This is a genomic window from Methanothrix thermoacetophila PT (genome assembly GCF_000014945.1).
GTDB classification, from domain to species: domain Archaea; phylum Halobacteriota; class Methanosarcinia; order Methanotrichales; family Methanotrichaceae; genus Methanothrix_B; species Methanothrix_B thermoacetophila.
This window is the reverse complement of sequence record NC_008553.1, coordinates 756,029-776,654: the sequence shown is the minus strand read 5'-3', so window position 1 is coordinate 776,654 and position 20,626 is coordinate 756,029. Positions and strand designations below refer to the sequence as shown.

Sequence of the window (20,626 nt, the reverse complement as noted above, 5' to 3'; positions counted from 1 at the left end):
GGCAGTTCAGCCCAATTCAGGGGATAACCATATATACTGAGTCGTTCTTCGTTGAAGTGCTGCACTTACATCGATTCAAGTGATTTTGTTGAGATGTGTTTGTGGCAAGAGCGGCTCTTCTCGAGCCGAATAAGAAGTGAAATATATGAGATTTGGTAACAGGGGTGGCTTCAACCGCGGCCCAAGAGAGATGCATGATGTGATATGCTCAGATTGCGGTAAACAGACGCAGGTTCCATTCAAGCCCGATGGGTCCAGGCCCGTATACTGCAAGGAGTGCTATCAGAAACACAGGCCCGCAAGGGTGAGATGAGATCCATGCGCCGAGAGGCGCAGAGGCTCATTTCTAAATCTGTTTTTGTTTGGCTGTTTTTGATTTTGTATCGGATCTGACTGTGGGTCTTATCCTGGTACGATTGAGATCGGCATCGCCAGGACCTGTCCGGATATGAGCTGTGGCCAGAAATCTGGACCTTGCCGCATTCTGCATGTCAGAAACACCTAATCCTTATTCAGACACGTTCCATCGCCACTTCGGAATCTTTATATAGAACCTCAAACAGCTTTAAGCCCAGCCAGGCTTTGGAGGAGTTGATTTGGCTGGAATGAGCGGCTATCCGATCATCATTTTAAAGGAAGGTGCCAAGCGTGATGTGGGACGTGAGGCCCAGCATAAAAACATAACAGCGGCGAGGGCAGTGGCAGAGGCTGTGAGAACAACCCTTGGCCCGAGGGGCATGGACAAGATGCTGGTGGACAGCAATGGTGACGTGGTGGTAACAAATGATGGCGCAACGGTACTCTGGGAGCTGGACATCGAGCATCCGGTCGCCAAGATGATCGTGGAGGTTGCAAGGGCGCAGGATGACGAGGTGGGAGATGGAACCACGACAGCTGTCGTCCTTGCGGGAGAGCTTCTTAAGAAGGCAGAGGAACTGCTTGATAAAGGCGTCCATCCCACTACAATCGTTCAGGGTTACAAGACTGCTGAGGCGAAGGCCAGCGAGATTCTCGAGAGCATGTCGGTCGAGGTCACAAGAGATAACAGAGAGGTGCTGAGAAAGATAGCAATGACCGCAATGACCGGCAAGGGCATCGAGGCGATGAAAGAGAAGCTTGCAGATATTGTGGTGGATGCAGCTCTCGCCATCGAGGACAACGGGAAGGTGGATGTTGAGAACAGGGTGAAGATAGTTAAGATCACCGGCGGGAGCCTCGCAGACACAGAGCTCGTTCACGGCATCGTTCTCGAGCTAGAGCGCCTGAATCCTGAGATGCCCAGAAGGGTCGAGAATGCGAGGATCGCCCTGCTGGATGCGACGCTCGAGTTGAAGAAGCTTGGAACGGACGCAAAGATAACGATCTCAGAGGTCGAGGGTCTCAGGAACTTCAAGGAGGGTGAGAAGAAAGTCCTGGAGGCACAGGTTGAGGCTCTCGCGAAGGCTGGAGCAAATGTGGTGCTGTGCCAGAAGGGCATCGGCGTTGCTGCATCGCACTTCCTGGCAAAGCACAACATGCTCGCCGCACGCAGAGTCAAGGACGAGGATATGAAGATGCTCGCCCTCGCAACCGGCGCGAGGATCATAGGCGATCCGATGCAGGCATCGTCGCAGGATCTTGGGCATGCCAGGGTCGTTGAGGACAGGAAGATCAAGAAGGACAAGCACATGATCTTCATTGAGGGGTGCAGGGACCCGAAGGCAGTGACAATCGTAGTCCACGGCGGATCCGAAGTCTTCCTGGACGAGATGGAGAGGGCCCTGAACGATGCCCTGATGGTCGTTGGCGATGTGCTCTCGTACAGAAAGATAGTCCCGGGCGGCGGCGCTCCTGAGGTCGAGGTCGCTGAGAGGATGAGGGAGTACGCTGCGACGCTCAGCGGCAGGGAGCAGCTGGCAGTGAAGGCATTTGCAGATGCTGTCGAGGTAATACCCAGGACGCTTGCAGAGAACGCAGGACTTGATCCGATAGACGCCATTGTAGCTCTGAGAGCAAAGCATGGGGAGGGTCACAAAGCGTATGGAGTCAATGTGCTTAACGGAGGTACTGCGGATATGCTCGATGGCGGTGTTGTGGAGCCGCTCAAGGTCAAGCTGCAGGCGGTGAAGTCAGCAGCAGAAGTCGCCACAATGATCCTCAGGGTGGATGATGTGATAGCTGCTAAGAGAGAGGAGCTCAAGCCGAAGCCAGGCCAGAGTCCACACGACTACACGAGGATGTAAGCACTCACATCCTCTTTTGAGGGTGGGCGCCATGGCAGATGAACTTTCAGAGAAGTCCGTTGAGGGCACTGAAGAGGATGGGGAATCAGCTCCTGCCGAAGGCACCACTGAAGGCGTTCCTGTGGATGAAGTAGCGAAACTGCGGCAGGAGCTTGAAGATGTTAAGAGGATTGCGGATGAGAGGCTCGAGCAGCTGTTGAGATGCAGGGCAGAGCTGGACAACGTCATAAAAAGAAACTCCCGGGAGAGGGAGGAGCTCGCAAGGTTCGCATCAGAGGCGATCATAAAAAAGCTCTTGGTATTTCTGGACAGCCTGGAGCAGGCAGCAAAGCACGACGAGGGCGCGAAGGCACTTTACGATCAGCTTCTGGATATAATGAGATCTGAGGGCCTGGAGCCGATAGATGCTGTGGGGAAGAAATTCGATCCGTTTGTGCATGAGGCGATGATGCAGGTCGAATCCCAGGAGGCTGAGGATGGGATCGTGGTCCAGGAGTTCCAGAAGGGGTACACACTTCATTCAAGAGTCATAAGAACATCAAAGGTAGCTGTCGCAAAACATGGATAAGGTTAAATGTTAATCGCATAATTATGTTTAGGGGATGGTAGCATGTCGAAGATCATAGGCATAGATCTTGGGACCAGCAACTCTGCGGCTGCAGTGCTTATCGGCGGACGGCCGACGATAATACCGAGCGCTGAGGGCACGAGCCTGGGCGGAAAGGCGTTCCCATCATATGTTGCATTCACAAAGGATGGCCAGGTCCTTGTGGGGGAGCCGGCCAGGAGGCAGGCCATCACAAACCCTGAGGGCACGATAACTGGTATTAAAAGAAAGATGGGAACCGACTACAAGGTAAAGGTCTTCGGAAAGGAGTACACTCCCGAGGAGATCTCCGCCCATATTCTGAGGAAGATAAAGCAGGATGCAGAGGCCTTCCTGGGGGAGAAGGTTGAGAAAGCAGTGATCACGGTGCCTGCGTACTTCAACGACAACCAGCGGCAGGCGACGAAGGATGCGGGCACGATAGCAGGGCTTGATGTTGTGAGGATAATCAACGAGCCGACGGCTGCTGCGCTGGCCTATGGTCTTGACAAGGGGGGCGAGCAGAAGATCATGGTCTTCGACCTCGGCGGCGGGACGCTTGATGTCACGATAATGGAGATGGGTGAAGGAGTTTTCGAGGTCAAGTCGACAAGTGGCGATACACAGCTCGGCGGCAGGGACATGGACGAGCGGCTCCTCGACTACATCGTTGAGAAGTTCCGCCAGGAGACGGGAATCAACCTGCGAAATGACGTGATGGCGATGCAGCGTCTCCGTGAGGCCGCGGAGGTCGCAAAGATCGAGCTCTCATCCATGCTCCAGACAACGATAAACCTCCCATACATAACAGCGGATGCCAGTGGTCCGAAGCATCTGAACATGACGATAACGAGGGCGAAGCTGGAGGAACTCATCCAGGATGTGCTGGAGAGGTGCCGCGGTCCGATGGAGCAGGCGCTCAGCGATGCGAAGCTCAGCAAGAGCGATATCGATAAGATAATCCTGGTTGGTGGGCCGACGAGAATGCCCGCGGTACAGGAGTTCGTTAAGCGCGTCATGGGAAAGGATGTCGAGCGCGGCGTTGATCCGATGGAGTGCGTCGCAATGGGCGCGGCCATACAGGCAGGAGTGCTCGCGGGCGAGGTCAAGGATATCCTGCTCCTGGATGTCACGCCGCTCTCACTGGGCGTTGAAACCCTCGGCGGGATCATGACAAGGCTGATAGAGAGGAACACAACGATCCCAACCAGGAAGAGCCAGATTTTCACGACCGCAGCGGACAATCAGACGAGCGTCGAGATACATGTGCTCCAGGGCGAGAGGCCGCTTGCTAAGGACAACATCTCCCTTGGCAGGTTCACACTCGTGGGCATACCCCCAGCGCCCCGCGGAATTCCGCAGATAGAGGTCACGTTCGATATAGATGCGAACGGCATACTTCACGTCTCAGCGAAGGATCTTGCTACGAAGAAGGAGCAGCGGATCACCATCACAGCGCCTCACAGGCTCTCGAAGGAGGAGATCGAGCAGAAGGTGAAGGAAGCGGAGAGGTACGCGCAGGAGGATGCTAGACGCAGGGAGGAGATCGAGACCAGGAACCAGGCTGACAACCTAATATACACGACTGAGAAGATGCTGAAGGAAGCTGGGGATGTGGCCACGTCCGAGCAGCGGGAGAGGATCGAGAAGGCGATATCCGAGCTCAGAGATGCTCTCTCGGGGAAGGACGTCCAGGAGATCAAGAGCAAGATGGAGAAGCTCCAGAATGCGGTGTATGAGCTCTCTGCAGCGATGTATCAGAGGGCTGCACAGAGCCAGAGCGGATCTGCTACCGGCTCGGCTTCAGGCTCCACATCTGGCGGCAAGACAGTTGAAGCTGACTACGAGGTCGTGAACGACGATAAGCGCTGAGTGAGGCGGTCGGGGTGGCGGAGAAGAGGGATTACTACGAGATCCTCGGCGTCGACAGGAACGCCACTGAGAAGGAGATCAAGAGCGCTTACCGTAAGCTGGCGATGAAGTACCACCCCGATCGCTCCGACGCACCTGATGCAGAGGAGAGGTTCAAGGAGATTTCAGAGGCGTACGCAGTGCTCTCAGATCCTGAGAAGCGGAGGCAGTACGATCAGTTCGGGCATGCAGGCATCGGCCAATACTCCCAGGAGGATCTCTTCAGATCCGTCGACTTCGAGGATCTGCTCAGAGGCTTCGGGTTCGGCACCGATAGCATCTTCGACATGTTTTTCGGCAGGGGCCGCCACGGGCCCGTGAGGGGAAGGGATCTCAGATACGACCTGGAGATAACACTGGAGCAGGCGGCCTCAGGCCTGGAGACCACAATCGAGGTGCCCAGGACAGAGGTCTGCAGGACATGCTCCGGCACAGGCGCAAAGCCCGGGACGTCGCCGGTGAGGTGCCAGAGCTGCCACGGCACCGGACAGATAACGAGGACACAGGTGACGCCGTTCGGTCAGATTGTGACATCGACCACTTGCTCAAAGTGCGGTGGAAGGGGGCAGGTGATACAGACGCCCTGCGACGACTGCGACGGCACAGGCAGGGTCAGGAGGTACAGGAAGATAAACGTCAGGATCCCGCCGGGTGTCGATACAGGCCACCACCTCAAGCTGAGAGGCCAGGGCGAGGCTCCTCCTTTCTCTCCAGGGGCACCGGCCGAGCCGGGGGATCTATACATATTCATCAATATCAGGCCGCATCCTCTTTTCTCCAGGGATGGTGACAATCTTATTCATGAGATGAACATCAGCATGACCCAGGCTGCTCTCGGCACGGAGCTCGATGTCCCGACGCTGGATGGGAGGGCGCGCCTGAAGATACCTCCGGGAACGCAGAGCGGATCCCTCTTCAGGATCAAAGGTAAGGGCATGCCCAGGCTCCATGGAACGGGCACAGGAGATCTTCTGGTGAGAACAAATGTGCGGATACCCGCATCTCTGACACCAAGACAGAGACAGCTCCTCGAGGAGCTCGCCAGGGAGTTCGGCGAGACGGAGACGAGGAGGCATCAGGGAAAAACAGGTTTTTTCGAGAAGATAGTTGACGAGGTCAAGGGCGCTGTGCGGTAGGGTATGAAGGGCGCATCTCATTTATATACATGCATTTTTCAGTAATTCGAGACAAATAGGTCTCGCTCTTCTCCATATGATGACTTGCCAGAAGAGACACTGGTCCTGCTATGCGATTCCGGCTAACGAATGGGTGATTTCAGCAACCAGCTTGTATCTCCTTCAAGTTGCTAGACACATAAGAGCGATAGGGCTTATGCTGTTGTTTTCCTGGTAGATGACAGCCCCATTGCTCCATATAACCGATATGCTGCAGTTCCAATGCTTATATCCTGAGAAGCTCAGAGCATCAAGCCACATGCTACTTATGCCGCCAATTTTATAAATAATCGGATCCACCTCCATGTGTGATGTTCCGCCAGAATAAGGAATGGATATCGGCGTCTGAGATCGCTGAGTATGCGTACTGTTCCCTGGCCTGGTACCAGGGCAGGATGGGAGTGCGGCCTTCCGGGCACATGCGCAGGGATCTCAGAGAGGGAAAGGAGATGCACAGGGCGGCTGGCACATCCCTCTCGAGATCTCGCTTCTTGGAAAAGATCTCAGGCATCCTGAGGGTCGCAGGAGGGCTTCTGATGCTTTTATCAGTTATTGGATGGTTCGCTCATGAATGAGATTGCGCTGTTTCTGTTCGCTCTGGGCACAGTGTCTTTGTTGCTCTCCATGAAGATCTCCTCAGCTGCCAGATCATTGCGCCAGAGGTATGGGCTGCCTGATGGGGACGCAATCTACTCGGATCTCTCCGGCTCCGGAAAGATTCTTCGCTCAGAGCGCTATGGCCTTTCAGGAAAACCGGATTCCATAATCAAAGAGGGCAGACATCTGATACCCGTCGAGGTCAAGAGCAGCCTGACAGAAAAGCCGTACAGGAGTCATCAGCTTCAGCTCGCAGCCTACGGCCTGATCATGGAGGAGCTCTACAGAACAGATGTTCCATATGGCTACATCGTCTACGGAAACAGGCGCCACAGGATAGAGCTAGATGGAGATCTCAGGGATGAGGTGCTGAGCGCACTCGACGAGATGAGACACGCGCTGAGAAATGGTCATGCTCAGAGGAATCACAACCATCGGGCGAGATGTGCGAAGTGCTCATTTCGCAAGGGCTGCAAACAGGCGCTATGACAGATCCAGTGATATCGGAGGATGTCGATCTCCGAGGCTTCCTCTCCGAAGAGTGGGCATACTGCTTTTTGTGACCTCCTCTCCTGAAGATTGGAGTTTGCGCCCGGCTATCCCCTACCATGGCCCGCTTCCACGATACTTACATGCTCTTCACGAACAGGGCGGAATTTACATCATGTATGCTATCGGCATCCTCCAGCCGCTCCCGAAGGCACGGTCTGTGACCTTGATTCCTGGAGGCGCCTGTTTCCGCTTGAACTCCGCGGTTTTGACCATCTTCAGGACGTATCTCACCATCTTTTGATCAAAACCGGCGCTCACGATCTCCTCCTCAGACTGGCGCTGCTCTATGTGCCTGTGCAGGATCTCGTCCAGGGTCTCGTATGGCGGGAGAGTATCCTGATCCCGCTGGCCGGGCCTGAGCTCTGCAGATGGAGCCTTCTCGAGGACACTCTGCGGGATAACAGGTCCTCTCATGTTGATCCATCTCGCCATCCTGTAGACCATGGTCTTTGGGACATCGGAGAGCACGGCGAAACCCCCTGACATATCCCCGTAGATCGTGCAGTATCCGACTGCGAGCTCTGATTTGTTCCCTGTCGAGAGCACGATATGCCCGAACTTGTTCGAGAGCGCCATGAGCAGGTTGCCCCTTATCCTGGCCTGTATGTTCTCCTCGGTCACATCTTTCTCCACGCCTCTGAAAATCGGCTCGAGCGTGCGCTCATATGCTGCCATTATCTCGCTTATCGGTATCGTGATGGTTTGTATGGATAGATTCCTCGCAAGCTCCAGCGCATCCTCCATGCTCTCCCTGCTCGTGTACGGTGAGGGCATTAAAACACCGATCACGTTTTCAGGGCCAAGCGCCTCAGCAGCGATTGCAGCTGTGAGAGATGAGTCTACTCCTCCGGAGAGCCCGATCACAGCGGACCTGAACCCGCACTTGCGAACATAATCCCTGGTGCCAAGCACAAGCGCCCTCCAGATCTCTGACTCCGGGGAGAAGTCGTCTCTGGAAACAGATCCGCTGCAGGAATCGATGTCCACTATGAGCACATCCTCCTCAAACGCCGCTGCCCTTGCGATTAGCTCTCCTGACGGAGAGAAGGCGCAGCTTCTGCCGTCGAAGACCAGGTCGTCATTGCCCCCGACCTGGTTCACATAGATCAGCGGCACACCATACTTGCGGGCGATGCTGCTGAGCATCATCTCTCTTTTGAGATGCTTTCCTGCCGTGAATGGCGATGCTGACATGTTTATGAAGCAGTCAGCGCCACGGAGATCCTCCAGTGGATCCCTGTGGTACCGTCTGCGCCTGAAGATGTCTCTGTCATTCCAGATGTCTTCGCATATGGATATCCCGAATGTCCTCCCCTTTAAGTTCAGCATCTGCGGGCCTGATGCAGGCTCAAAGTATCTGTCCTCGTCGAAGACATCGTATGTGGGGAGCAGAGTCTTGCGGAAGATCTGCTTCACAGATCCATCTGCGAGAAGAGCTGCAGAGTTGAAGAGCGGCCTTCCCGTCTCGGATCTGTTCGGCTCCGGTATCCCGACAAGCATAGGTGGTGAATCTTCGAGATCGAGTGCCAGCCGCGTGAGAACATCCCAGGCGTTTTTCACGAATCCAGGCATCAGAAGAAGATCGCGCGGAGGGTATCCCACCAGTGCCATCTCTGGGGTTACCGCCAGGTCAGCATCAAGCGACTCTACCGCTTTTCTGATAAGAGATGCATTACCCTCGAGGTCTCCGACGGTTGTATTGATCTGGAGAAGAGCAACTCTCATCGTACCGGCATATGCGCATGTCTTATATATACCAATCTGGATCAGGCGAGTTGCTCGTAAGACAGGACTAAAAGCAGTCGGCATACCATCAATAAATTTCTGCCCTGCGGTATCACTCAAACGAGCCAGAGTTTCATTCCACTGGACCTGTCCGATTAAGAGCTGAATTCAGAAAGCTGTGGCTTGCTGTTTTTGGATGGCAGGGATACTTACTCCTTATCCGGGCAGCCCGATTCCACCGACCAAAGTATTAATAGGGAGCTGGTGGATCTGAGCTCGAAGATCTGAACTGAGGATGGGGTCATGACCAGAAATATCAGGGTCGAGGAGCTTACCCAGAGGCCTGTTGAGAAGCAGAAGATAGAGGTTGTGGAGCGCAAGGGGCTGGGGCATCCGGACAGCGTTGCAGATGGCATCGCAGAGGAGATCAGCAGAGCGCTTTGTAAAGAGTATATCGAGAGGTTCGGCAGGGTGCTTCACCACAACACCGACAAGATACAGATAGTCGCGGGGCGCTCCAGGCCAGCATTCGGCGGTGGGGAGGTCATCCAGCCCCAGTACATACTGCTCACAGGCAGGGCGACACGGGTATGCGGAGATGTTGAGGTGCCTGTGGATGCGATAGCGCTCAGAACAGCACGAAATCACCTCAAGAGAGCTCTGAGAAACCTCGATCTGGATACACATGTCATCATCGACTGCAAGATCGGCACAGGTTCTGCGGATCTATGTGACATATTCGACAGAGATGCATCCACTGTGCCGAGCGCGAATGATACATCATACGGCGTTGGATATGCTCCTTTATCCGAGACTGAGAGGATCGTGTACAGCACGGAGCAGGAGCTTCTATCGCTCAGGAGCAGGATACCAGCGATAGGAGAGGATATAAAGGTCATGGGTCTCAGGGAAGACGATACAATCTATCTTACAATTGCATGCGCAATGGTCGACAGATACATCGATGATCTGGATCACTATGTGGAGACGAAGAAGGAGATCGTGGAGGAGATCTCCGCCAAGGCGCAGTCGATGACAAGGCGCAGGGTCGATGTGCAGATGAACGTGGGCGATAACATAGCCACCGGATCCGTGTACATCACTGTTACGGGCACCTCTGCGGAGATGGGGGATGACGGTGCTGTGGGAAGGGGCAACCGTGCAAACGGTCTGATAACACCCAACAGGCCGATGAGCCTAGAGGCGACATCAGGAAAGAACCCGATCAACCACGTTGGCAAGATCTACAACCTCCTCTCGAACCTCATAGCAAAGGAGATTGCTGAGGAGGTGGATGGTGTGGAGGAGGTTTATGTGAAGATACTCTCTCAGATCGGCAAGCCAATAAGCCAGCCGCACATCGCCTCGGTGCAGCTCGTCCTGAAGGAGGGGGTGAGGCTGAGTTCGGCACATGCCAGGGCGCGGGAGATAACTGACAGGTGGCTCGAGGACATTCCCAGGGTGCAGCAGATGATCTTCCACGGGGAGCTCCAGACATACTGAGGTGGTGTTATGAGAGTGCTGGCTCTGGTCATGCTGCTCATTTTTGTGACCTCACTCTCACATGCAGCAGACACACTGGTCTGGAGTGGGGAGAGGCCGGATGCGCTGATCAGCACCGGCGATGATCTCTACGCGGCGATCTACAGGGCCGGCAGCGATACAACGGAGATCCTGAGGGTGTCACCGGATGGGACGGTTCTGGATCGGTTTGAGATCGATGGGCGTGTCAGAGGGATGGCAATCAGCAACGGCGAACTGCTGGTCTCACGCTCAGACAGAGTAACATCAATCAGGAACGGAAGCATCCGTGATATAGCAACAGGTCTGAGCAATCCTGAATCGATAGCAGCTCTTGGGGATCGGATCTTTGTCGCGGTCGATGGTGGGGTGCTCAGGATCGATGGAGGTGAAAAGGGTACAGGAGGTACATCTGGGGAGCAAATCTTTCTCGAGATCTGGACGGTTGAGCACGGCATCGCCAGAACAGGGCCAGGTCCGCGTATCATGATAGATTTTCCAACGTACTCGCTGGATGATGGCATGCTGAGATCGATGGTCCCCATTGATGGAGTGGAGGATGCGGATCTTGTACTTGGAACCGGCATCTCGCTCTCCGGAGATCTCGGCGGAGGTGCGAGCAGCATGCTCAATGCGGTGAGGCTGCCGTACACCGCAGAGGTGCCGGCAATGGAGACGAACGAGACGGATCGGTTTGGGATCCTGGGCATCGAGGCTGGCTGTGTGCATATGGCACACATGGGCGAGGTGTTTCGGCTCTGCCCAGGTGAGTCTAGGAGCTTCACCAGAAATGCATCCAGCCCGGGCGGCTCGCTTGATATTGTCCTGAATACTACTGTCACAAACCATGGATTTGTTCACCTGGAGATGCCTGGCGGTCAGGAGGAGATATAAACCAGCATGACACATAAAAGGATAGCATGATGGGAGATGATGGTGCACCAGGCGATTACAATGAGATGTCGATGTGTCTCAGGACGTACACGATCGGCGGGGAGGTCCTGGTGGCAGTGTGCGATAGCGAGCTGCTCGGACAGCGGTTCACGGAGAAAGAGCTCCAGCTCGAGGTGAGCGTGAGCTTTTTCGGCCAGGAACTGGCATCGGCGGCGATGCTCGAGATGGCTCTCGAGGAGGCGACCATAGCGAACTTCGTTGGCGAGAGAGCTGTCGCATGGGCTATAGCATTCGAATACGTCGATCGCGAGAACGTTCTGCGTATCGATGGGGTACCGTGTGCCCAGATGGTGCGAATGTGAGGAGCATATGTCCCAGATGCGGTGGGGCATCTGACGACGGGCTCTGCCTCTCCTGCATCCTGGAGACTACAGAGTTCATGATCTGCCCGGATCAGATCGAGATCGTCATATGCCCGGTCTGCGGTTCGATCCTGGACAGGGGGCGGTGGAGGCAGTCAGATTCAGATCTGGATGAGCTAATAAGAAATGCTCTCTTCAAGGAGATCTCTGTCCACCGCGAGCTCGAGGATGTGGAGCTGGAGATCCTCCTGCATCAGAGGGGAGCGACGAGGTTCGTGGCAGATATCCGTTTGAGCGGAATGTTCAGGGGCACCATAGTGCATGCGGACTGTCAGGTCAGGGTCAGGGTATCAAGGCGCACATGCGACAGATGCAGCAGGATCGCCGGCAGGTACTTCGAGGGCATAGTTCAGGTCAGGAGAAGGGACAGGCCGCCCGATGAGAGCGATCTCTCAGAGGCCAGGGAGATCGCCCAGAGCCTCGCGGCAGCTGGATACAAAAAGGGCGATCGGCTTGCATTCATCCAGGATATAAAGGATGTCAGGGGCGGTATTGACATCATTGTGGGCTCCACGCAGCTTGGAAGACATATCGCAAAAACCATCGCACAGAGGTTCGGTGGCAGGATCCAGGAATCCGTGAAGCTCGTGGGATGCAGGGACGGGAAGGACGTCTTCAGAACTACCATGCTCGTGCGCCTGCCCAGGCTCAGGAAGGGCGATGTGATATACTCGAAGGGCACTGTGATGGAGGTTGTGGGGTTTGAGGGAAGGAGGACTGCTGTCATCTCTCTTGACAAAGGAGAGCGTTTCTTCATATCTGAAGAGGAGGCAGATGCTGCGGAGATCATAGGAGATAGCTCGAGGGCCAGGAAGAGCGTGGTGGTCTCCGTCGATGAGAGTGTGGTTGAGGTCCTGGATCCGGAGAGCTACCGAACTGTGCTCGCGATTCGCCCGGCCGGGATGAACCTAGAATCTGGAGCAGAGGTGAAAGTATTGCATACAGATAGGGGTTTGTTTTTATTATACTGATATTATAAAATATATGTCGAGATGGTAGTACCAAAAAGTTATTAAACTAGTTTTCCCCCTTATATGTCGATAGATGCTCGCGTGGGAGCTATTGTAAGAGCATTGTATCTCGCATGAGAGCTCGGTAGGACCACAGTGGGCAGTTATCACACGATCCATAAAGCTGATAAATAAGCATGTGAATAGTTGGATAAATGCACGTTCATGATCATTACAGCTCGATAGGAAGGGCACCTGAAGGGTATTTTGGCTGAATGGCTGTGAATGTGGGGCAGTTGGGTGACGCCGATACAGTGTGGGTAGGTCTCCCTGTCGAGCAATGGAGGTCAGCGTGGCTTTTATCTGACTATTTTAAAATTTGGGGTGTCTTATATGCAGAGTGTTGACACAACAAAATATATAATTTATGCTGATATCACTGCAGACGGCATAGTTGAGCGGCCGGATGTCGTGGGAGCAATATTCGGCCAGACGGAGGGGCTGCTGGGCAGCGACCTCGATCTAAGGGATCTTCAGAAGACGGGAAGGCTTGGCAGGATAGACGTCCAGATATCATCAAGTGGCGGAAAGTCGATGGGCACAATCTCCATACCATCAAGCTTCGATAAGGTTGAAACTGCGATCCTGGCTGCAGCGCTTGAGACCATAGACCGGGTTGGGCCCTGCATGGCCAGGATACATGTTACAAAGATAGAGGATGTCAGAGCTGCGAAGAGGAAGTACATCATCGACAGGGCGAAGAGAATACTGGTGGAGATGTTCGATGAGAACCTCCTGGAGACGGAGCAGATCACCGAGGAGATTAAGCAGTCTGTGCGGGTGGAGGAAATCACCTACATAGGCAAGGACAACCTGCCGGCGGGCCCGAACGTTCTGGATTCGGATGCGATTCTTGTTGTGGAGGGCCGGGCTGATGTCCTGAACCTTCTGAAGTATGGCATAAAGAACGCTGTTGCTGTTGGGGGGACGAACATCCCTCCCACAATCACAGAGCTCTGCTCGAAGAAGATCGCCACAGCATTTACAGATGGCGATCGCGGTGGTGAGCTCATTGTCAAGGAGCTCCTGCAGGTCGCGGATATAGATTATGTCGCACGTGCGCCTGAGGGCAAGTGCGTGGAGGAGCTGACCCAGAAGGAGATCATACGCGCACTCCGTCAGAAGATCCCTGTCGAGCAGGTCATGGATATGTACAAGATCAAGCCGTTCACGAGGAAGAAGCGGGAGATTGTGACAAAGCGCAAGAGCCTGATAAGAGAGAGGCCTGTCTCTGTCAGGACCGTCGCCCAGGTGGTTCCCATAGCACACCATGCTGAGATAGCACCACCACATGAGATTCAAACCAGGGTGCATCAGAAAGAGGTTCATGAGCATTACGAGGAGCCGGAGATCGAGGGTCAAGAGCCCGAGGAGTGGTTCAAGCATCATGTCGAAGAGCTCGACGGAACGCTCACTGCAAGACTCTTTGACAGGAACAACAACCCGATAAGGGACGTGGCTGTGAGGGACCTTGCCAGAGAGCTGAAGGAGTCAAACGGCAGCGTTCATGGTGTGATATTTGATGGAGTGATAACTCAGAGGCTTCTGGATATCGCGGCTGAAAAGGGCTTGGACTATCTTATAGGGGCAAAGATGGGGAGCATAGCGAAGACTCCTGTCGGGATAAAGGTCATAACAAGCGGTCAGTGATCATATCTTGGGGGAGATTTGACCGGATCTCCTCATCTGCTATTTCTATTGGTCGCTCTTATCCATTTGATGACTTGCCCCAATGAGCAGTGGTCATGCTATGCGTTCATGTCGAATGGATGAATGCTATCACCAACCACATCGCATGCCCTACAAGTTGCCACGCAAATATGAGCGTCTATTGGTTTATGTGGTTGAATTGTTGGAGAAGTGAGTTTTGCTATCAGATGCAATCGACTTTGCCTTTTATGCAAGGTTATCAGATGGGTTTCCTCCAGCAGATGGGGAGCATATCAAATCAGGATATCTGGTCGTGCACCCCAATAGCTGAACAGGCTCTCAGAGGCCAGCATGCTTTGGCATAATATTGTATTACCTCCACGGGGTTGTATGTTCCTGATTTCAGTGATACACCCACACGACCTGATATCTCATCGAAAAGAGAATACCTCCTGTGCATGGATATGGATCTCGTGGCCGGGGCTGTATTTTTTGGCCATGGCAGGCAAACTTTTAAGAATCAATCCACCATATTCCCATGGGGGATTGGAGCTCTCGAATTCAGAGATCGGAAAAAGCGTGCCATATTCAGGGGATGGTTTTGGATTATGAGCGAATCTGTGCGGCTGAAGGTTGCAGAGGCAGATCAAAGAGATGTGGGAAAGGGCATAGCCAGAGTCAGCGACGACTTCATGAAGAGGATGGGCGTACGCCCGCTCGATGTTATCGAGATAACAGGGGATAGGAGAACAGCAGCTCTGGTTGTGAGTGCTTACAGCGCAGACCAGGGGCTGGATATCATACGCATGGACGGTCTGATCAGATCGAACGCCGGATCGAGCATAGGTCAGTACGTGGAGGTGAGGAAGGCGGAGTGGTCTGAGGCAAAGCATGTGACTCTTGCCCCTGTGACGAAAGGTATGCAGATCTTCGCTCCGAGCGAGGTGCTCACAAAGGTATTCCAGGGAAGACCGGTATGCAAGGGTGATATAATCTCGACCACAAGTGTGCGAAGACCACCATCAGATACATTTGGCAGAGAGACGATGTTCGAGGAGATCTTTCGGGGTTTCCTCGGAGCGCAGGCGTTCGGTTTGGGAGAGATCAAGCTCAGAGTTATCTCCACAAATCCGTCAGGGATCGTCAAGATAACCGATGCCACTGAGATCGAGCTTCTTCCTCAGGCAGTAGAGGTCTCAGAGCGCCCGGTGCCGTCTGTCTGCTACGAGGATGTTGGAGGGCTGAAGAACGCCATAACCAAGGTCAGGGAGATGATTGAGCTCCCGCTGAAGCACCCGGAGCTCTTCGATCGGCTGGGCATAGATCCTCCTAAGGGTATCCTCCTCTATGGACCTCCAGGCACCGGGAAGACGATGCTCGCGAAGGCTGTGGCGAATGAGAGCGATGCCTACTTCATCTCTGTTAACGGGCCTGAGATAATGTCCAAGTACTACGGCGAGTCGGAGAAGGCGCTGAGGGACATATTCGAGGAGGCTGAGAAGAACGCTCCTGCGATAATATTCCTGGACGAACTGGATTCGATAGCTCCGAAGCGCGGGGAGGTCACAGGAGAGGTGGAGAGGCGTGTGGTGGCACAACTCCTCTCGCTGATGGACGGTTTGAAGGAGAGGAAGAACGTTCTCGTCATCGGCTCCACCAACAGACCTGAGGCCCTGGATATCGCCCTCAGGAGGCCCGGAAGGTTTGACAGGGAGATTGAGCTCGGAGTGCCGGATTTTGAGGGGCGAAAGGAGATCTTTCAGATACATACAAGAGGAATGCCTCTCGCAGAAGATGTCAACATCGAGGAGTTCGCAGAACTCACCTATGGATTCGTGGGCGCTGACATAGCAGCTGTGTGTAGAGAGGCCGCCATGAACGCTCTGCGCAGGATCCTGCCGGAGATAGATCTGGATGAGCCGACAATACCCAAGGAGATCCTCGACAGGCTCGTCGTCCAGAGAGTGGATTTTGAGGCTGCCCTCAGGGAGATACAGCCCTCTGCGCTGAGGGAGATAATGGTTGAGGTCCCGAAGGTCACATGGGATGACATAGGTGGCCTTGAGGATGTAAAGCAGCTCCTCATAGAGGCCGTAGAGTGGCCGCTCCGCTACGCGAGCAACTTCAAGAGACTGGGCATCAACGCGCCGAAGGGAATACTTCTCTACGGACCTCCAGGCACCGGGAAGACGATGCTCGCGAAGGCGGTGGCAAATGAGAGCGATGCCAATTTCATAACAGCAAAGGGGAGTGCGCTCCTCTCGAAATGGTATGGAGAGAGTGAGAAGCGGGTCGCAGAGATATTCAGAAAGGCCAGACAGGTTGCTCCAGCTGTGATATTCCTGGACGAGCTCGATGCACTCGTTCCGGTCCGTGGCGGTGCGGTCGGCGAGCCTCATGTCACGGAGAGGATCGTGAATCAGCTTTTATCAGAGCTGGACGGCCTGGAGGAGCTCCATGGTGTTGTGGTAATAGGAGCAACGAACCGCCCGGATATCGTGGATCCGGCGCTTCTGAGGCCCGGACGCTTCGACGAGCTGATACTAGTGCCAGTGCCTGACAAACCCTCGAGAAAGAAGATATTCGAGGTCCACACGAGGAATATGCCTTTGGCTCCGGATGTTGATATAGATGCGCTTGTTGAGCTGACAGAGCACTACACTGGAGCTGATATAGCAGCTATATGCAGGAAGGCAGGCCGTTTGGCGCTCAGAGAGAGCATGAGCTCGGAGCATGTCCGGGAGAGGCACTTCCTTGCGGCAATTCGCGAGATAGGGCCATCTGTTACTCCGGACACCATGAAGTACTATGTGCGACTGGCAGAGTCGCTGAGGAAGAAGGCATCCAGGGAGATAGAGCGCGGAGATATGTACGTGTGAGCATCCTCTGGACTTCTCACCCGTATTTATTTGAATAAAATTTGACAGGACGTCAGCTTTGTTACGTAAAACTTAAATAGTATTACTAAAGACCTGTTATGGGCGGCCGGTCTTACTAGCCGCGGGCTGAAGCTGTCCCTCCATCTTCTTTTATCTCAGCCCGCATCTCATCGCGAAAATACCTGCACACTTTATTCGGCAGCTTGAGAATCTCGCGATCTGTTTGCTGGAAACAGCCATTCATAAGGCAGGAGGGTGTAGCAGCACCAGTGTCTCATAAATTATCAGATGGAGGCTGATGTGGTCTAATTGCAGGAGAGGCGAAGTCTTGTGAGCCTAACCAGCAGCAATCGACTTCGCCTCTTTCCGCAGCGTTACCGCCAATCACAGTGACGAGCCTCAGAAGCATAATAGCGATGCCCGGTTGCTCGTCAAGGGAGATCAGAGGGATTGTTGAGGTTGCAGGTGCTACGAACCATTCAGGGATCAGAAGATTTTATCTCACATCAGAGCAACAAATATGTACATGTATCATGATCCTGTGCAGGTTATCTTGGAGAGGGAACCGCGCTGCAGGAACCCGCTTCTCGTAGAGGGATTTCCGGGGATAGGTCTGGTTGGCAACATAGCTAGCCAGTACCTAATCCATGAGCTAAAAATGAACTATCTCGGAGCAATGACCTCCAGATACTTCCCACCTCTCGCGGTGCTGCTTGGAGGCGTTGTGAACATGCCTGTTCGGATTTATGAGCGGGATGATCTGGATCTGATACTGCTCACATCAGACATACCGATACATCCCCTCGCCTCATATGATATGAGCAGGGAGATTGTGAGATGGGCAGCCTCTATAAAGACAAGAGAGATCGTGTGTCTCGCTGGGATAACGCTGATGACGGATCAGAGGCGCGTCTTCGGTGCGGTCTCACATGCCGAGCTGCTCGAGAAGCTCAGGGGAGTAACGGAAATATTCGAGCTCGGGACTATAGCAGGTATCTCTGGATCAATAATGAACGAGTGCAGGCTGAAGGGAATACCTGCGGTTTGCTTGCTTGGAGAGACGATGAGCGATGAACCCGACCCGAGGTCTGCTGCGGCAACCATAGATGCGTTAAACAGGATATACGGGCTGAATGTCAGCACAGCAAAGCTTCTTGAAAGAGCTGCGGAGATTGAGATGCAGATGCAGCAGCTTGCAGCACAGGTTAAGACCAGTGCCGAAGAGGCCACAGCAAAGGAGTTCCCGATGTATGGGTGATGGTGATGATCTGTGTAGCGCTAACCGGAATCTCCAGGAACGTCATAAAGGACCTGGTTAACAATCGCGTCCGAACGGTAGAGATCAGATCGCCGCTGAACTTCTTCTCACTGAGAGGCGTGAACCCGGGAGACAGGATCTTCGTGACAGAGGCCAGTCTGAAGGATATCGTAAACGGCACGCCCGGGGTGATAGCAAGGGTCAACGAGATCCAGATAATGACGCACAGGATGATCCAGTCGAATGACTTCTTCTACGAGGAGATCGAGTCGCAGGCAGCGAGAGCCCAGCTCCAGTTCCTCGGCATCGGAAGGGTCAGGAGGATAAACACTATAGAGCCATACGAGCCGTTCGTCATAGAGGTTGACGAGATGCCGAGATATATAGCGAGATGAGGCTCATCAGTGATATGGGTCTTGAATGCACAGCCTCATCATCCAGGATATCTGATCACATTGAAAGGATCGGGGCGCTGCTGAAAGCAGCCCGCTCTGATCTGAGAGGTCATCTGGCCCTCCAGCCGCTCCTATATGGAGATAAGAGTGTTTACTCCACCTCCATGGATATGAAGGATCTGATCCGCCATGTGAAGCCGCTCCTACATGAACTCCACCAGGGTGATCGCTTATGAAAGTGCTGCTTCTGACGGGCAGGCTGGCAGAGGATGATGTCAGGAATGCTGTCAACTCTGCCAGGATGCCTGCGGATGTCCTCGTCTTAGATCTGGACATAGCCGCGTTTATAACCCCGGAGCATGTCAAAAGAGCAGCACCCGATGGCTATGATCTCATCATGCTTCCAGGCCTCATTACATCAGATTTCAGCGATGTGGAGCGGGAACTCGGCACAAAGATCCGGCTCGGCCCGAAGAATGCTGCCGATATAACCCATGTTCTCGACCATATTGAAGAGATCGAGCTCTCGAGCAGAACGCCAGCATGCGCGCTCATAGCGGAGCGTCTCGCCAGAAATGCGGAGGAGACGCTCAGGAGAATCGAACAGAGGGCGCGCCCAACGGTCGTTGTTCGCGGCGTGGGGATAGGCGGTGGCAGCAGGATGAAGGTTCTTGCAGAGATCGTGGATGCACCCCGAGTGGGAGACGGAGCTCTTGAGGATAAGATCAGATACTATGAGTCGCAGGGCGCTGACATGATCGATCTCGGCTTTCCTCTGGATGCCACCACCGATGATGTACGAAGGGTTGTGAGGATCGCGAGGCGTTTCACAGAGCTGCCTGTGAGCATAGACACGCTCCGTCCCGATCTGATACTGGCAGGGGTTGAGTCCGGAGCAGATATGATTCTGAGCATCGATGGCAGCAACATGCATGCAGTGGCCGATGCCCTTCTGGAAAGAGATGTGCCGGCTGTCGTGATACCCGGCCCTGGGGATCTCGAGAGCAATGTCACTGCTGCGCTTGAGCTGGGTCTCACAGTGATCGCGGATCCTGTGCTCTCTCCTCCTCTCAACGGCTTCGCGGATTCGATAGCGAGGTACATCGATTTCAGACGGGCCCATCCAGATACACCCCTCTTCCTCGGTGTGGGGAACGTGACAGAGCTCATCGATGCAGACAGTCAGGGTGTCAATGCGATACTCGCCGCCATCGGAGCGGAGGTCGGTGCCTCCATTCTCTTCACACCTGAGTACAGCCCGAAGGCGAGAGGGAGCATCAAGGAGCTCCGGAGGGCAGCTGAGATGATGGCGCTTGCTCGCGAGAGACGGAGCCCCCCGAAGGATCTGGGAGAAGACCTTCTCATCCTGAAGGAGAAGCGGCCTCGGCCAGAGGTTGTGCCTCCAGACCATCTGGATGTGATGTCGGCCAGGTCCAGCAGGATGTTCGTTCTCGATCCTGCTGGATCCTTCCGGATAGGTCTCTGTGGAGATGAGATTGTGGCTGTGCATGATCGTATGGTGATAAAGGGCAGGACGGCCAGGGAGATACTGGACACAGCAATAGATCTCAACTTGGTGAGCAGACTGGATCACGCTGCATACCTAGGGAGAGAGCTCGAGAAGGCCGAGATCGCGCTGAGGCTCGGAAAGAGCTACACGCAGGACGAGGAGCTTTTTTAGATCCACACCAGTCATGAAGGGATCGATTTGTGACCACCTCTCCTGCCTTGATGACCGGGGTTTGCGCTCTGCTACTCTCAATCAATCACTGGATGGCTCATGAGGCAGAATCATCGAAGTGGCAGGCTCTGTATAACAGCATCAATCA

18 protein-coding genes are annotated in these 20,626 nt (G+C 54.2%); 17 read left to right on the top strand and 1 reads right to left on the bottom strand.

Annotated elements, in window-relative coordinates:
* Positions 1-145 precede the first annotated feature (145 nt).
* From MTHE_RS03775 to cas4, 7 genes are all read left to right on the top strand, one after another.
* Positions 146-313, top strand: coding sequence for a CxxC-x17-CxxC domain-containing protein (locus tag MTHE_RS03775; RefSeq protein WP_011695920.1), 168 nt, complete (start codon positions 146-148; stop codon positions 311-313).
* Positions 314-596: 283 nt separating this feature from the next.
* Positions 597-2,222, top strand: coding sequence for a thermosome subunit alpha (gene thsA, locus MTHE_RS03770; protein WP_011695919.1), 1,626 nt, complete (start codon positions 597-599; stop codon positions 2,220-2,222).
* Between the two features lie 31 nt (positions 2,223-2,253).
* Positions 2,254-2,790, top strand: coding sequence for a nucleotide exchange factor GrpE (locus tag MTHE_RS03765; protein WP_011695918.1), 537 nt, complete (start codon positions 2,254-2,256; stop codon positions 2,788-2,790).
* A 42-nt stretch (positions 2,791-2,832) separates the two neighbouring features.
* The gene (gene dnaK, locus MTHE_RS03760; RefSeq protein WP_011695917.1) at positions 2,833-4,680 is read left to right on the top strand and encodes a molecular chaperone DnaK; all 1,848 of its coding nucleotides are present in this window, start codon (positions 2,833-2,835) and stop codon (positions 4,678-4,680) included.
* Positions 4,681-4,694: 14 nt separating this feature from the next.
* Entirely contained in the window at positions 4,695-5,855 is a 1,161-nt protein-coding gene (dnaJ, locus tag MTHE_RS03755) for a molecular chaperone DnaJ (protein ID WP_011695916.1), read from the top strand.
* A gap of 350 nt (positions 5,856-6,205) precedes the next feature.
* The gene (locus MTHE_RS03750; protein ID WP_175265758.1) at positions 6,206-6,469 is read left to right on the top strand and encodes a PD-(D/E)XK nuclease family protein; all 264 of its coding nucleotides are present in this window, start codon (positions 6,206-6,208) and stop codon (positions 6,467-6,469) included.
* On the top strand, positions 6,462-6,980 hold the full coding sequence (gene cas4 / locus MTHE_RS03745) for a CRISPR-associated protein Cas4 (RefSeq protein ID WP_011695914.1): 519 nt from the start codon (positions 6,462-6,464) through the stop codon (positions 6,978-6,980). Before MTHE_RS03750 ends, cas4 begins: the two co-directional genes overlap by 8 nt.
* A 168-nt stretch (positions 6,981-7,148) precedes the next feature.
* On the opposite strand, the gene MTHE_RS03740 is transcribed toward cas4, so the two are convergent.
* The gene (locus MTHE_RS03740; protein WP_175265757.1) at positions 7,149-8,768 is read right to left on the bottom strand and encodes an NAD+ synthase; all 1,620 of its coding nucleotides are present in this window, start codon (positions 8,766-8,768) and stop codon (positions 7,149-7,151) included.
* 303 nt (positions 8,769-9,071) lie between these two features.
* Here MTHE_RS03740 and MTHE_RS03735 point away from each other — a divergent pair, with 303 nt between their 5' ends.
* The 10 genes from MTHE_RS03735 (at position 9,072) to MTHE_RS03690 (ending at position 20,478) form a co-directional block, all read left to right on the top strand.
* Positions 9,072-10,271 carry a methionine adenosyltransferase gene (locus MTHE_RS03735; protein WP_011695912.1) on the top strand — a complete coding sequence of 400 codons (1,200 nt, stop codon included), beginning with the start codon at positions 9,072-9,074 and terminating at the stop codon, positions 10,269-10,271.
* Between the two features lie 9 nt (positions 10,272-10,280).
* Positions 10,281-11,183, top strand: a complete 903-nt coding sequence (locus MTHE_RS03730; RefSeq protein ID WP_011695911.1) for a hypothetical protein — start codon at positions 10,281-10,283, stop codon at positions 11,181-11,183.
* A gap of 26 nt (positions 11,184-11,209) precedes the next feature.
* Positions 11,210-11,545, top strand: a complete 336-nt coding sequence (locus MTHE_RS03725) for a DUF424 domain-containing protein (protein ID WP_011695910.1) — start codon at positions 11,210-11,212, stop codon at positions 11,543-11,545.
* The gene (locus MTHE_RS03720) at positions 11,542-12,576 is read left to right on the top strand and encodes a 60S ribosomal export protein NMD3 (RefSeq protein WP_175265756.1); all 1,035 of its coding nucleotides are present in this window, start codon (positions 11,542-11,544) and stop codon (positions 12,574-12,576) included. Before MTHE_RS03725 ends, MTHE_RS03720 begins: the two co-directional genes overlap by 4 nt.
* 372 nt (positions 12,577-12,948) lie before the next feature.
* A complete protein-coding gene (gene dnaG, locus MTHE_RS03715; protein ID WP_011695908.1) occupies positions 12,949-14,265 on the top strand; it encodes a DNA primase DnaG in 1,317 nt (438 codons plus the stop codon).
* A gap of 608 nt (positions 14,266-14,873) precedes the next feature.
* Positions 14,874-17,144: a CDC48 family AAA ATPase gene (locus MTHE_RS03710; protein WP_011695907.1), complete on the top strand. Its 2,271-nt coding sequence runs from the start codon at positions 14,874-14,876 to the stop codon at positions 17,142-17,144.
* Between the two features lie 526 nt (positions 17,145-17,670).
* Positions 17,671-18,402: a proteasome assembly chaperone family protein gene (locus MTHE_RS03705; protein ID WP_175265755.1), complete on the top strand. Its 732-nt coding sequence runs from the start codon at positions 17,671-17,673 to the stop codon at positions 18,400-18,402.
* 5 nt (positions 18,403-18,407) lie between these two features.
* A complete protein-coding gene (locus tag MTHE_RS03700) occupies positions 18,408-18,797 on the top strand; it encodes a DUF473 domain-containing protein (RefSeq protein ID WP_011695905.1) in 390 nt (129 codons plus the stop codon).
* Complete coding sequence (locus MTHE_RS03695) at positions 18,794-19,033, top strand: hypothetical protein (RefSeq protein ID WP_011695904.1); 240 nt, start codon at positions 18,794-18,796, stop codon at positions 19,031-19,033. The genes MTHE_RS03700 and MTHE_RS03695 overlap by 4 nt, the downstream gene beginning before the upstream one ends.
* Positions 19,030-20,478, top strand: coding sequence for a dihydropteroate synthase-like protein (locus MTHE_RS03690; RefSeq protein ID WP_011695903.1), 1,449 nt, complete (start codon positions 19,030-19,032; stop codon positions 20,476-20,478). Before MTHE_RS03695 ends, MTHE_RS03690 begins: the two co-directional genes overlap by 4 nt.
* Positions 20,479-20,626 lie beyond the last annotated feature (148 nt).